The 13,938-nt window shown below is 41.9% G+C and carries 9 protein-coding genes and 2 tRNA genes; 6 read left to right on the forward strand and 5 right to left on the reverse strand.

From position 1 onward, the window contains the following. Positions 1–178: 178 nt before the first annotated feature. Complete coding sequence (locus tag AB1A65_RS01450) at positions 179–1,687, reverse strand: GH3 auxin-responsive promoter family protein (protein WP_366584890.1); 1,509 nt, start codon at positions 1,685–1,687, stop codon at positions 179–181. 97 nt (positions 1,688–1,784) lie between these two features. On the opposite strand from AB1A65_RS01450, the gene AB1A65_RS01455 reads away from it, so the two are divergent. Then, positions 1,785–2,579 carry a DUF2797 domain-containing protein gene (locus AB1A65_RS01455; RefSeq protein WP_366584892.1) on the forward strand — a complete coding sequence of 265 codons (795 nt, stop codon included), beginning with the start codon at positions 1,785–1,787 and terminating at the stop codon, positions 2,577–2,579. A gap of 32 nt (positions 2,580–2,611) precedes the next feature. Beyond that, entirely contained in the window at positions 2,612–3,376 is a 765-nt protein-coding gene (locus tag AB1A65_RS01460; protein WP_366584894.1) for a DUF6090 family protein, read from the forward strand. 140 nt (positions 3,377–3,516) lie between these two features. On the opposite strand, the gene AB1A65_RS01465 is transcribed toward AB1A65_RS01460, so the two are convergent. From AB1A65_RS01465 to sppA, 3 genes are read right to left on the reverse strand one after another with little or no spacing between them, the layout of a single operon-like run. Beyond that, complete coding sequence (locus AB1A65_RS01465) at positions 3,517–6,204, reverse strand: AsmA-like C-terminal region-containing protein (RefSeq protein ID WP_366584896.1); 2,688 nt, start codon at positions 6,202–6,204, stop codon at positions 3,517–3,519. A 36-nt stretch (positions 6,205–6,240) separates the two neighbouring features. Further along, the gene (locus tag AB1A65_RS01470) at positions 6,241–6,948 is read right to left on the reverse strand and encodes a queuosine precursor transporter (protein WP_366584898.1); all 708 of its coding nucleotides are present in this window, start codon (positions 6,946–6,948) and stop codon (positions 6,241–6,243) included. A 2-nt stretch (positions 6,949–6,950) separates the two neighbouring features. Continuing rightward, positions 6,951–8,711 carry a signal peptide peptidase SppA gene (gene sppA / locus AB1A65_RS01475; RefSeq protein ID WP_366584900.1) on the reverse strand — a complete coding sequence of 587 codons (1,761 nt, stop codon included), beginning with the start codon at positions 8,709–8,711 and terminating at the stop codon, positions 6,951–6,953. Positions 8,712–8,780: 69 nt separating this feature from the next. Here sppA and folK point away from each other — a divergent pair, with 69 nt between their 5' ends. Then, the gene (folK, locus tag AB1A65_RS01480) at positions 8,781–9,926 is read left to right on the forward strand and encodes a 2-amino-4-hydroxy-6-hydroxymethyldihydropteridine diphosphokinase (protein ID WP_366584902.1); all 1,146 of its coding nucleotides are present in this window, start codon (positions 8,781–8,783) and stop codon (positions 9,924–9,926) included. A 115-nt stretch (positions 9,927–10,041) separates the two neighbouring features. Here folK and AB1A65_RS01485 read toward each other — a convergent pair whose 3' ends face one another. After that, positions 10,042–10,581, reverse strand: a complete 540-nt coding sequence (locus tag AB1A65_RS01485; protein ID WP_366584904.1) for an RNA methyltransferase — start codon at positions 10,579–10,581, stop codon at positions 10,042–10,044. A 298-nt stretch (positions 10,582–10,879) separates the two neighbouring features. On the opposite strand from AB1A65_RS01485, the gene mutS reads away from it, so the two are divergent. The 3 genes from mutS (at position 10,880) to AB1A65_RS01500 (ending at position 13,777) form a co-directional block, all read left to right on the forward strand. Further along, positions 10,880–13,462, forward strand: a complete 2,583-nt coding sequence (mutS, locus tag AB1A65_RS01490) for a DNA mismatch repair protein MutS (RefSeq protein WP_366585236.1) — start codon at positions 10,880–10,882, stop codon at positions 13,460–13,462. A gap of 96 nt (positions 13,463–13,558) precedes the next feature. Then, positions 13,559–13,631 (forward strand) — tRNA-Gly (locus AB1A65_RS01495). 61 nt (positions 13,632–13,692) lie between these two features. Continuing rightward, positions 13,693–13,777: transfer RNA gene (locus AB1A65_RS01500), tRNA-Leu, on the forward strand. The last annotated feature ends 161 nt before the right edge of the window (positions 13,778–13,938 follow it).

A 13,938-nucleotide genomic window follows, 5' to 3' on the forward strand; every position in this document is an offset into this window, starting at 1 on the left:
AAATTTCAGTATTAAAGCCGGAACTACAACTTTTTTTTTGTTTAAAAGAAACGTTTGTTCGATAAAGCGTTCAAACCTACGAAAACGTTTTCGTTAAATTTTGTTCAATTGTACAAAATGCACAATAATCCTTATAAATGGTTGATTTGTAAGGTGTAACAAACACACTAGTTTAGTGCTAATTCATTTGAAGAAGTTCATCGATATAGTCTCGATTATTGGACAATCTTGGGATTTTATGCTGCCCGCCCAATTTGTTCTTGGACTTTAACCAATCATGAAAAAGATTTTTCCGGGCCACATGTACTTTAGGCATCTTTAGGGTGATATTATTATAACGCTTCGCCTCATAATCAGAGTTGAGCGATTTTAAGGCATTGTCCAAAAACTCCGTAAAATAGGCCACATCCTCGGGTGGCTTCCTAAATTCTATAATCCACTCGTGCCCTCCTTTTTCGCTCCCGTTCATAAAAATGGGTGCCGCTGTATAGTCCATAATCTCTGCATCGGTCTTTTGGCAAATCTGTTTTAAGGCTTCCTCCGCATTTTCAATAATCAGCTCTTCGCCAAAAACATTGATATGGTGTTTGGTCCTTCCCGTAATCCGAATTCTATAAGGGTCTTTTGAGGTAAAACGGATGGTATCCCCAATCTTATACCGCCACAAACCAGCGTTGGTGGTGATTACCATGGCATAATTAACACCGGTCTGCACATCCCAAAGTGGAATGGCTTGTTGTTCCTCATCTTCTGCATCCATCGGGATGAACTCATAAAAAATACCATAGTCCAACATCAACAAGAGCTCATCTGAATCATTCCGATCCTGAATACCAAAAAATCCTTCGGAGGCGTTGTAGGTCTCGTAGTAATTGAACCGTTTTCTGGGCAACAACTTTTTATACTGATTTTTATAGGGTGTAAAGCTCACCCCTCCGTGAAAATAGACCTCCAAATTCTCCCAAATCTCAAAAAGGTGATTCTTTCCTGTTTTCTCCAACACTTGGTTTAGCAAAACCAACATCCATGAAGGCACTCCTGCTAAACTGGTCACATTCTCACGAATACTTTCCTCAATGATGGCCTCCAATTTGGACTCCCATTCACTCATTAAAGAGACTTTGTTACTGGGTGTACTGCTATATTCGGCCCAAAGCGGCATATTATCAATTAAAATGGCAGAAAGGTCTCCGAAAAAAGTACCATTGTCCTCATAAAGCTCTTTACTCCCCCCCAACCGAAGGCTCTTGCCCGTAAACAATTGCGAATTCTCATTGTTGTTCAGGTAAAGACACAACAAATCCTTACTGGATTTGTAATGGCAGTCCTCCAACGCCTCCATACTCACAGGAATGAACTTGCTCTTTGCATTGGTGGTTCCGCTACTTTTGGCAAACCATTTTATAGCGGTGGGCCAAAATAGGTTCTGCTCACCCCTACGGGTACGCTCTATAAGGGGTGCAATATCTTCATAGCTTACAATGGGCACACGGTTTCGGAATTCTTCGTATTTGGGAACATCATGAAATCCGTATTGTTTACCGATCATGGTGTCCTTGGAAAAATCAATCAAATGCCGCAATACCTCATCCTGAACATCCAACGGATACTTCAAAAAGAGCTCAATTTGATGATACCGCTTTCGTAAAAGCCAAGAAGCGATGGAGTTGAATAATGGTATTGGCATTTTAGGTATATTTAACCAAGAAATTTAGTTGGGTGTTATAGCTAAAATAGCTTTTCTCGCATTCATTTTCAAATCCATAAAAAACAATAATTCCAATATGCTTTACGAAGGAGTACTGCGCAAGATGCAAACTGAAAATGGCAATCCCATTCAGTATTTTATGATTTTTGACAACGGCTTTTTGAATGTCAACCAAGCTCTGAACAAGGAACTCCATATCGATTTCATTAAATACCAATGTCTTAATTGTGGTCAAGACAGACCCATTTATCGACAAGGATTTTGTAAAACTTGCTTCTATGAAACGCCACACGCGGGTGATTGGATCATGAAACCTGAATTGAGTACCGCCCATTTGGACAAGGAAGACCGGGATTTAGAGTATGAAAAGAAGATGCAGCTACAACCCCATATTGTATATTTGGCCAATTCCAGCAATGTAAAGGTGGGGGTTACCCGAAAATCACAGGTCCCAACCCGATGGATAGACCAAGGAGCCCACGAAGCCATTGAAATTGTGGAAGTGCCCAATCGCTATTTGGCGGGAATTACCGAAGTAGCCCTAAAAGAGCATGTAAGTGATAAGACCAGCTGGCAAAAAATGCTCAAAAATGATATTGAGGACCTAGATCTCACCGAATGGAGAGCCAAACTAAAACCTTACATCCCTGACGAAGCAGCCCAATATTTTATAGAGAATAATACCGAGACCAATTTGGAATTCCCGGTATTGCAATATCCAGAGAAAGTTAAAAGCCTTAATTTGGAAAAAATTCCAAGTTACAAGGGAGTACTTAAAGGGATAAAAGGACAGTATTTGATTTTTGAGGACAATACGGTTTTTAATGTTCGTGGCAGCGAAGGCTATTACGTTGGGGTAAACGTGCAATAAAGGTCTTAGTCAATTTATTGTAACCAACTCTTATGTTAAAACTCTTTAGAAAAGTCAGAAAACAACTGATCGCCGAGAAAAAATTCAGCAACTACCTCATTTACGCCATCGGTGAAATTTTTTTGGTGGTCATCGGTATATTGATTGCCTTGGCCATTGATAATGCCAACGACAACCGCATCAAACGAGAGAAAGAGCAAGTGTATCTGAAGGGCTTAAAGGAAGAATTTGATATCAGTAAAATAAAGCTGGAGGAACTCATTAAGGTCAACCGGAAAAGTTACGAAGCTGCTCAAGAGATTGTTTTGTTGATGGACAAAAAAAGTTTTCCTTCTGAAGAAAAGTTTTCGCAACTGTTCGCCACAGCCTTTAATTACGATATCTTCTTCAATCCCAACAATTCCTTGTTGAATGAAATGATAAACTCGGGCAGCTTAAAAGATATTTCCAACGACACGCTACGGATTCGGCTCACCAATTGGATATCCACCATAGATGATATTGCCAACCAGGAAAAAATGCTCGGTGAGGAGCGAAATAACACCGTCAATATTTTTAGAAGTGAGGGTTATAGCATACGAACGCTCTTGGACAACACAGGTATGTCCAAAGAAGTGGGCATCCCTAACAATCAAAACCCAGTGAGTAATTTAGGCGCATTGGAATCCTTAGCCTTTGAGAACAACATCTTGTTGTTTATCATAACTAGCCAGTCTACCGAAACTGAACATTATGCCCCTTTGATGATGAGCTTGAATTCTATTTTGGAAACCATCAATAATGAGTTGGAGCAATAAAAAAGAGGTTGTCTGAAAAGTGTTGGAATACGTCATTCTGAATTCATTTCAGAATCCCACAACAATTAAAACAAAGGATTATGGGAACCTGAAACTAGTTCAGGTTGACGTAAATCATCTTTTTAGACACTCCTTATTTTTCAGTTTACCGTGTCCTTCTTCTTGTTCAACAAGCCCCCCAGAATTTTTTTCGCGGCGCTTTTTACGGGTTCATCCTCGGTTTTGGTGGCCGTGGTATCCTTCTTCTTATCACCACCCAACAAACCACCTATCGTTTCTTTTACCCCATCAGATTTTGTGGACGTTGAATCTTTTTCATCCTTCTTGAAAACATCAGACAACAAGTCCTTGGCCTTATCCTTGCCTTGGTTGACCAATTTTTGCTTTTGGATCTCGACCAACTGGGTGGTCAATTTCTTTACGCCTGAGGTTAAATCCGTAGTCACGGTAGGGTTGGTATAATTGCCCCCAATGTTTGCGATAACAGGAATAGTAAGATCTTTTATGCTATCATCGTTCATTTGGGCGATAAGTTTATTTACCTCAGTTCCCAAATATTTCGCAGGCACATCCAACGTGGCACTATATTGTAGTTGCTTGTCAAACGTGTGACTCCCATCTACGTTTATGGCGATGTCCTTGTACTTTAATGTAAAAGGTTTCACTTTAACAGCACCATTATCAAAGGTCAACGCAGTCTTAAGGTCTTCCAAATTGATGTCTTTGCTATCCAAAAAATTCAATTTACTGTCTAAAGCAGAAAGCAAAGGGGCCTTTTCTGTGTTCACTTTAGTGGAGAGCAGTTCGGCCAACAAGTTTCCGGAAATTGTGGCCAGATTTGGCGTGAAGTCATCCTTCAGGTTCCCTGAAATCTTGACAGTGGAATTTAATTTCCCTTGCAATGCATTTGCCAATGGCGCCAAGGCCTGAAACATATCCAAAGCCGCAAAGGATTCACTGATGCCAAAATTGCTCATCCCCAAATCCATATCAAAAGTGGAAGCTTCGTCTTTAGTGGAAACTGAACCTGTTAGACCAAGGGTGCCCCCAAAAAGGTCAGAGGTCAGGTTTTTCACCGTAGCTGTTTCATCTTTTATGGTCAAGGTACCCTTTACATTCTTTAAAGTTAGATTATCATACAAAACGGTACCAGCTGCTGCTTCAATGGTACAATCCAAAAAAGATGGAATCTTGATACGTTCTTCCCCTCCAGAAGTTTGGGTTTGAGTCTCATCATCTACAGTTTCTGGAGTCTCCTCCATCATAAAGTCATTCAGCGCAAAGGTGTTGGATGTCAGTGTAAATCTACCTTCCACATTTTCTTTGTTGAACATGAACCCAAGCAAGTTGGTCAAGGTGCCCTTGGCATCAAAATCGGTATTTCCGGTTTTTCCCTTAAACGAATCCAAGGTGACTGTGTTGGGGTTGAACGATACCGCAGCTGTATTAATGGCAACGGGATTTTTCAGTTCTTCCGAAGCATATTCAAACCCAGAAACGGATGCTTTACCCGTAGTTTTGGTATTTTGGTACTGCTTTTTCTCCAACGATTCCATATCGAAGGAAGTGGTGATATCGGCATTCAAAATTCCTTTTAGGTTATAATCGGCGGGTACGGGATAGGCTTGTGAAATATTGGCCAGATTAATTCGACCATCCATATCGGCATCCACTTTGGTATTGCCCATCAAATCCCGTATTCTAGACGTAAGGTTGAATTTATCTTGATCAATGGTAAACGACAGTCGTTTGATGTCCACAAAAGTGTCTTCTGTAATTCCTGTAGTGTTTTTGATTTCAGTGTCTATGAACACATTTTGCACCGATTTGGGTAGATCAGGATACTTAAAGGAAGCATTCTCGGAGTTGATGGCAATGTGGAACGTTGGGATGTGCTCCTCATCCACAATGCCCTTAAACTCGCCACTGACCTCAAAATTACCAGTGGTCTGAACGGTTTCAATATTTTTGGAATAGACTTCGGGAATCACGGCCAAAAAGTTCTTGAAGTCTGATGAAGGTGTCTTAAAAGTAATATCCACTTCCTGATTATCCTCGTTGACCTTTACAAATCCATCAAAAACCAAGGGCAATTGATTGATCAGTGCCCTGTTTTCCAAAAAAGTGTATTTATTCTCCTTCAGGTCGATACCTATCAGGGCATCCAAGGAAATTTTGTTGTTGTTCAGATATTTGGTGCTGTCCATCTCAAAGGAAATCATGGCATCGGTCAATGTCTTTAGCTCTGATTGCTCCAAGGAAAGGTCACCCGTACCGGAGTGGTTCATTTCCGACAGGACCAAATGCATGCCACTCGATATATCATCATAGATGATTTCCGAATTGGTAATAGCATAGGAATCCATGTTGAGCGTGAAATTGTCGTTGGATGCCTCCACAGTTTCCGTAGTGGTAGTCTCATCTTCCTTGGCAATGTCGTAATTGGCATTCTCATTTTCATCGACCAAGACGTGCAGTTTGGCCTTGTCAATATTCAACCGTTGGATCACAATGGGCTCATCGGCGGATTTAAAAAGCTCCTTGATGGACATGGTCAATTCAATATCCGAAGAAGAAAACAAGGTATCTCCCTCAAAAGGGGCCTTGTTCACCAAGGATAGTTTTGTGAGCTTTACATTGGCATTGGGAAAACTTTTGAGCAAGCTTAGGTCAACATCCTCAAAATCCAATGTGGCATTGATGCTGTTGTTCACCTTGTTTTTAATGATCTCTTCAATTTTACCTTGAAGGAACAAGGGTATGGCAATCAGCAGGCCAATTAGTACAAGTAGGGTTATTCCAGTAATCTTTAGGACTTTTCTCTTCATAAATAGATGTTTTACAACAAATTAAAGGAGAAGTCATCAATCCAAAGCTATCTCTTCCCCTATTTTTAAGTTAAATCTTTTACGTATTATATATACGAAAAGATAGAGCAAAGGGGTGTCAAAAAGTGCTATAATTATCTTAAAAATAAAGCCACTGATAACCAATCCGTAGAATTTATCCCAAGGTAGTACGCCAAAAATACACAACAGCCCCACCACGGTAAAGGTGTCCACAAACTGCGAGGAAAAGGTAGAAAAATTGTTTCGGAGCCAAAGCATTTTGCCTTTGGTTACCCGTTTCCAAAAGTGGTAAATGGAAATATCAATATACTGTGCAGCCAAATACGCCAACATGGAAGCGAGCACGCCCAAAGGAAATAGCCCAAAGACGTTGGTGAACAGAACATCGTCCACCGGCGAGGTAGGTATGGCCGGCGCATAATTGGCCACCAAAATGATTCCCATGGAGAAAAAAGAGGCAAAAATACCTGCGGTAACGACTTGGTTGGCTTTTTTCTTTCCATAGATTTCCGAAATGAGGTCGGTGACCAAAAAGGTAATGGGATAGGGCAAAATACCCACAGAAAGTTCAAACAACGGTGCTCCAAAAACGGTGACTTCCCCAAAGGGTTCCCAATAAAAGAATTTCTGAAAGATAAGATTGGACACCACCAGCGAGGTGATGAACAAGGCGCCCATGTAGAGATACAGGGAAAACGCTTTTTTCCTATCGTTCTGCGTCATTCTTATTTAATATTTAGACTAAAGGGCATCTTGGCTTGAATTCCCTTTTGTTCGGAAAGCTTTTTGAACTCGGAAAATACTTGATAGGCTTCCGTACCTAGTTGTTCCTTGATGGCCTCTTCTCCTATTTTAGACTTTACACCTCCCAAATCTTCCATAAATCGCTCAAAATCCGATTTGTATTTCGGGTATTTTCGGATACTGTACTCGTCCAAACCTGCCATTTCAGCAGCTGCTTCGATGGCATCGTCCAAGTTACCGAGTTCATCCACCAAACCGTTTGCCTTGGCATCCACACCGCTCCATACCCTTCCTTGGGCGAGGGCATCCACTTGGTCAATCGTCATATTTCGGCCTGCGGCAACGCGTTCCAGAAAAATCTGGTAGGTGTCTTCAATTCCTTCCTGGATGGTACTTCTAAATGTATCGTCCAAGGGTTCAAACAAAGAGTAATCCACCGAATTTTTGTTGGTACCCACTTGTTCTGCATTAACACCGATGTTTCCGGCCAGTTCGTGCACATTGGGAATGGTTCCAAAAACCCCGATAGAGCCCGTGATAGTGGTAGGTTCTGCAAAGATTTTATCGCCTCCTACTCCAATGTAATAACCTCCAGATGCCGCCACATTTCCAAAGGAAACCACCACGGGTTTTTCTTCCTTGGTCAGTTCAATTTCCCGCCAAATAATGTCCGAAACCAAGGCACTCCCTCCGGGAGAATCTACCCGCAACACAATGGCTTTTATGTTTTCATCATCTTTGGCTTTGCGCAATGCATCCACCATAACGCCCTGTCCGATAAAATCTTTGCCACCCTCTCCATAGAAAATTTCACCTTGGGCATAAATCACAGCGATTTTGTCCGCACCCGTATGTATTTTCTTCCGATTTGCACTAAAGGCATAATCTTCAAAACTGATGTAATTGAGGTCATCATCCGTACCTACCCCCATTTTATCCTTTAAAAGCGCTTCGTACTGATCAAAATGCAGGTTTCCATCCACTAGTCCAGATGCCAACGCATATTTTGGGGTTCGTCCACCAAGCGTATCGGCAATTACATTCAAATGCTCCGCGCTAATGCTTCGTGATTGGGAAATATCGTCAATAATCACATTCCAAATAGACGAAATCAATTCCTGTATCTGCAACCGATTTTCATCGCTCATGGTATTGGAAAGAAATGGTTCCACGGCACTTTTGTACTTTCCATGGCGAATTACTTCCATTTTTACCCCTGTTTTTTCCTGAAAATCCTTGAAGTAGAGTATTTCGGTGGAAAGTCCCTTAAAATCCAAAGCTCCCACAGGGTTCAAATAGACCTCATCGGCCACGCTGGCGAGATAATAGTCTTTCTGGGAGAAAAAATCGGAATACGCATAAACAAACTTTCCCGAAGATTTAAAATCCAGCAGCGCTTCCCTTATTTCCCGGGTCTGCGCTATTCCAGCCTGAAGAAAATTGGTGGTCAAGCTAATCCCCTCAATATTGGTATCTGTTTTGGCAATTGCAATGGCATGTAAAATCTCATCCAAACCAATTTCATTGTTCCACAACCCCAAAAACGGGTCGGTATCATCCTTGCCCGTATAATCCTTTACCGGTGCCATAAATCCAAACTCCAAAACGGAGTTACGCTTCACCACCACTCCATCATCCACATTACTGACAAGGGCAATGAAGATAAAGAACATGCCCATCAGTATTCCAAAGGCTACAAGAGACCCCAAGATAGAGGCCAGTAGGTTTCTCAAAAAGTTCATTCAATAAAAATTAATTCGACTTCAAAGATAACCATTGTTGCATTGTTTTGTTACTTTGTTCTTTTCATCATGAGCCAATCTCAACACGTATATCTTTCACTGGGGAGCAATTTGGGGAATCGGTATGCCACGCTCCAAAAGGCTATTCTTCATATTGAAAAAAAGGTAGGGAAGGTTTTAATGGTTTCCGCAGTATATGAAAACCCGGCTGTGGGTTTTGAGGGCGATGACTTTTTGAATATCTGTTTGGCAACCCTGACCAAGCTATCACCAACGGATTTGCTTGAGGCAATTCTTGAAATTGAACGCCATTTTGGTCGAGATCGCTCTGGAGGTGAAGGCTACAGATCCCGTACCCTTGATATTGACATCATTTTCTATGGAAAAGAAATAATAGACCTACCCCTTTTAAAGATTCCACATCCTCACATGCAGGATCGGAATTTTGTACTAAAACCCTTGGCCAATATTGCGCCACAGTTTTACCATCCGGTGTTCAACAAAGACATCCGAAACCTACTGCAAGAATGCAAGGACCGTAGCAATATGAAAAAAACAACCTATACGTTGTTTCGAAACCGAACCGAGCTTTTCGCCAAGTTGCAGTTCATTGCCATTGAGGGCAACATTGGTGCGGGAAAAACCACGTTATCCAAAATGATTGCGGAGGAGTTCAATGCCAAATTGGTATTGGAACGCTTTGCGGACAACCCCTTTCTACCGAAATTCTATGAGGACCAGTCCCGCTACGCCTTTCCACTCGAAATGTCCTTTTTGGCAGACCGTTACCAACAATTTACTGACGATACCTCCCAGTTTGACCTGTTCAAAAACTTTATGGTGAGCGATTATGACATTTTTAAATCGCTGATCTTTGCCAAGGTCACCCTTCAGAAAGATGAGTTTAATTTGTACCGAAAGGTTTTCAATTTCATGTACAAAGAGGTGAAAAAGCCTGAAATTTATCTGTACCTCTATCAAAATACAGAGCGATTACTTGAGAACATCAAGAAACGGGGAAGGGATTATGAGCAAAAAATACCGCCTGAATATTTGGAGAAAATCAACCGCGGTTATTTGGATTTCATCAAGGATCATCCTGAGCAAAACAGCTTGATTCTGGATATGAGCGAATTGGATTTTGTAAATAATCCAAAGGATTACGAAACCATTTTAGAGCGATTGGAAAACACGATTATTTCAACCAGTATTTAAGAGAATTTTCACAAAATGTTTGGATATAACGAATGGTTTTATTTTATTAGAGCCCTCTAATGGAGGAACTAACTAACTCAAACTATATATCCAGCCCTGTTTTTACAGGGCTTTTTTAGTTTTTAGGGTTCAATTTCGTCCAGATATCCCAGACCACTACCCCCGCACTTACTGAGATATTTAACGAATGTTTGGTTCCAAATTGGGGAATTTCCACAACTGCATCACTGGCCGAAACAACCTCTTGGGAAACGCCTTTTACCTCGTTACCAAAAATTAAAGCGATGGTTTCTTTGGGGTCGGTGATAAAATCGTTGAGCATAACAGCATTTTCCGCCTGTTCCACAGAAACAGTTCTTACACCAGCTTTTTTCAATTCCTCCAAGAGTTCCAATGTATCTTTTCGGTATTCCCATGCCACACTTTCGGTGGCGCCCAAAGCAGTTTTCCGGATGTCTTTGTGTGGTGGGGTGGCCGTAATACCACAGAGATAAATTTTCTGAATTAAAAAAGCATCTGCGGTACGGAACACGGAACCTATATTGTTCAGGCTACGGATGTTATCCAAAATGATGATAATGGGCGATTTTTCGGTCTGCTTGAACGCTTCCACATCCAATCGCTCCAATTCGCTGTTTTCCAGTTTCCGGTTCATTTTTTTAACCATTGGGCCTAAAATATCAACAATCGTTCTGCGTGTATGGGGAAAACAATATATTCGTCTTCCTCCCATTTTGGGACAAAAGTAAAAGATTAATTCGCCTAATGATTGTCATTCCTGTGAAAAAAGGAATCCACTCAGGTAAGATTAGATAGATTCCGCATCAAGTGCGGAATGACAAACTGTTCTAAACTTTTGTTTGAACGCAATTATGCAATTGATTTTGGAACTTATAATTTTCAAATAAATCGCTTTGGCAGCCAATAAAAAGACAAAGAAGGTAACTCCGTTGATGCAACAGTACAATACCATCAAGACCAAGCATCCTGATGCTTTGTTGCTCTTCCGTGTGGGGGATTTTTACGAAACCTTCGGAGACGATGCCGTCAAGGCAGCCAAAATTCTGGGCATTATCCTTACCCACCGAAATAATGGAGGCGATAAGACGGAACTGGCGGGATTTCCACATCATTCCCTAAACACCTATTTGCCAAAATTGGTCAAGGCCGGTCAACGGGTGGCCATTTGCGACCAGTTGGAAGACCCAAAACAGACCAAGAGCATTGTGAAACGTGGGGTAACAGAACTGGTAACCCCCGGGGTGGCTCTAAACGATGATATCCTTTCCGCCAAGAGCAATAATTTTTTGTGTGCTGTCCATTTTGGGCGAAACAAACTGGGAATTTCCTTTTTGGACATTTCCACGGGTGAGTTTTTGACTTCGGAAGGTTCGTCGGAACAAATCGATAAGCTGCTCCAAAATTTTGCGCCGAATGAGGTGTTGGTCTCTAAAAGTCATCGGAAAGAATTTATTGAGCTTTTTGGCAACCAATTCCATAGTTTCTTTTTGGAAGATTGGATTTTTCAGGAAGACTATGCCGATGAAAGCTTGAATAACCATTTTAGCACCAAAACCCTAAAGGGTTTCGGCATTGAGCACCTGAATCACGGCATTGTTGCTTCTGGGGCTGTGCTCCATTATCTGTCCGAAACGCAGCACAGCCGACTCCAGCATATCAACAAAATTCAACGTATTGCGGAAGAGGAATATGTATGGATGGACCGATTTACCATCCGAAATTTGGAGCTCTATCAATCTCCCCACCAGAATGCAGTGACTTTGTTGGATGTCATCGACAATACTTTATCCCCTATGGGTGGGAGATTGTTAAAACGATGGTTGGCGCTTCCCCTAAAAAATATCGACAAAATCCGGCAGCGCCATCAGGTGGTTTCCTATTTGAGGGATAAAGGGGAGCAACTGGAAAAGACCCAGCACTGGATTAAGCAGATGGGCGACCTTGAGCGACTCATTTCCAAATTGGCCACGGGAAAAATCAATCCGAAGGAGGTTATTCAACTAAAAAACTCTTTGGAAGCGATTGTTCCCATCAAAAAATTAGCTCAAGAAAGCTCCAATGCTTCGCTGCAATCCATTGGGGAGCGATTGGATGCCTGTGATGCCCTTCGGAACAAAATCAAGGAAACGCTGAACGAAGAAGCTCCTGTCAACCTTGCCAAAGGCAATACCATTGCAGAAGGCTACTCGGAGGAGTTGGATGAGCTTCGAAACCTTGCTTTTTCCGGAAAGGATTATTTGGACAAAATGCTGGAGCGCGAAACGAAAATCACTGGGATTACTTCGCTCAAAATTGCTTCCAACAATGTGTTCGGTTATTACATTGAAGTCCGCAATACGCATAAGGATAAAGTCCCCGATACTTGGATTCGCAAGCAGACCTTGGTCAATGCGGAACGCTATATCACCGAAGAACTTAAAGAGTACGAAGCCAAGATTTTGGGGGCCGAGGAGCGCATCCACCTATTGGAACAGCAATTGTTTGAGCAGTTATTGGTCTGGATGCAGGAATATATTTCACCTGTACAACAAAATGCCCATCGTATTGCACAGTTGGACTGCCTCTGCGGATTTGCCCAGCTCGCCAAAGAAAACCACTACGTTGAACCTACTGTGGATGAATCCACGAGTTTGGACATTAAAGAAGGACGGCACCCAGTCATTGAAAAACAATTGCCCTTGGGCGATAGTTTTGTGACCAATGATGTGCTTTTGAATCGCGAGGAACAGCAAATCATTATGATCACCGGACCCAATATGAGCGGTAAATCAGCTTTGCTACGACAAACCGCCCTTATTGTGCTTTTGGCACAAATGGGCAGTTTTGTTCCTGCATCTGAAGCTAAAATTGGGGTGGTCGACAAGATTTTCACCCGAGTTGGGGCCAGCGACAACATTTCCATGGGTGAATCCACGTTTATGGTGGAGATGAACGAAACGGCTTCCATTCTCAATAACCTTTCTGAACGTAGTTTGGTGCTGCTCGATGAAATTGGCCGTGGAACCAGTACGTATGATGGGATTTCCATTGCATGGGCCATTTCCGAATATCTGCACGAACATCCTGCACGGGCCAAAACGCTGTTTGCCACCCACTACCACGAACTCAATGAAATGACCACCACCTTCCCACGCATTAAAAACTACAACGTTTCGGTGAAGGAGTTGGAAGACAATGTACTTTTCCTCCGAAAGTTGGTACCTGGTGGAAGTGAGCACAGCTTTGGCATCCATGTGGCCAAAATGGCGGGTATGCCCCAACAGGTCATTCAAAAGGCAAACAAAATCCTCAAAAAACTGGAGAAATCCCATTCCAGCGAGGAGATGACGGACAAATTACAGTCTTCCCAAAATGAGATGCAACTCAGCTTCTTCAATCTGGATGACCCACTTCTTGAAGAAATCAAAGAGGAAATCCTGCATTTGGACATCGACATCCTTACGCCAGTGGAGGCCTTGATGAAACTCAATGAAATAAAACGCTTGTTGAGCAAAAAGAAAAAAGCGACTTCCTGAAAAAATTCTTTCTATTTTACAGAAATATTTTAAATTTGCACCTGCCTAAGCCGGAAGGCAGGTCTGCGCCTTAAAAAGGTGTTGGTTCTTTAAAATGCGAAAATAGCTCAGTTGGTAGAGCATCACCTTGCCAAGGTGGAGGTCGCGGGTTCGAATCCCGTTTTTCGCTCGACATCGACTCCGCTCAGTCACCAAGGGTGGAGTTTTTTGTTTTTTTACAAGTCCAGTATGCTCGAGTGGTGGAATTGGTAGACACGCCGGACTTAAAATCCTGTGGGCATTTTGCCCGTGCGGGTTCAAGTCCCGCCTCGAGTACGTTTAAACCCTGTTAATCAGTTGATTTTCAGGGTTTTTTGTTTTTTATAATAACAAAATAGTAACACAATTTCAATTTTAGTATTGAAATATAAATCATACCGGGCTTGGCAAATAGCTTCTCAGAAAGGTTTTCATCTTTAATAGAGACGTATTTAATA

The sequence above is a fragment of the Allomuricauda sp. ANG21 genome, from assembly GCF_040705235.1.
Classification (GTDB): domain Bacteria; phylum Bacteroidota; class Bacteroidia; order Flavobacteriales; family Flavobacteriaceae; genus Flagellimonas; species Flagellimonas marina.

Coding starts and splice junctions, on each gene's coding strand:
- AB1A65_RS01450 (WP_366584890.1), bottom strand. CDS start 1,687: ATGCCAATACCATTATTCAACTCCATCGCTTCTTGGCTTTTACGAAAG.
- AB1A65_RS01455 (WP_366584892.1), top strand. CDS start 1,785: ATGCTTTACGAAGGAGTACTGCGCAAGATGCAAACTGAAAATGGCAAT.
- AB1A65_RS01460 (WP_366584894.1), top strand. CDS start 2,612: ATGTTAAAACTCTTTAGAAAAGTCAGAAAACAACTGATCGCCGAGAAA.
- AB1A65_RS01465 (WP_366584896.1), bottom strand. CDS start 6,204: ATGAAGAGAAAAGTCCTAAAGATTACTGGAATAACCCTACTTGTACTA.
- AB1A65_RS01470 (WP_366584898.1), bottom strand. CDS start 6,948: ATGACGCAGAACGATAGGAAAAAAGCGTTTTCCCTGTATCTCTACATG.
- sppA (WP_366584900.1), bottom strand. CDS start 8,711: ATGAACTTTTTGAGAAACCTACTGGCCTCTATCTTGGGGTCTCTTGTA.
- folK (WP_366584902.1), top strand. CDS start 8,781: ATGAGCCAATCTCAACACGTATATCTTTCACTGGGGAGCAATTTGGGG.
- AB1A65_RS01485 (WP_366584904.1), bottom strand. CDS start 10,581: ATGAACCGGAAACTGGAAAACAGCGAATTGGAGCGATTGGATGTGGAA.
- mutS (WP_366585236.1), top strand. CDS start 10,880: ATGCAACAGTACAATACCATCAAGACCAAGCATCCTGATGCTTTGTTG.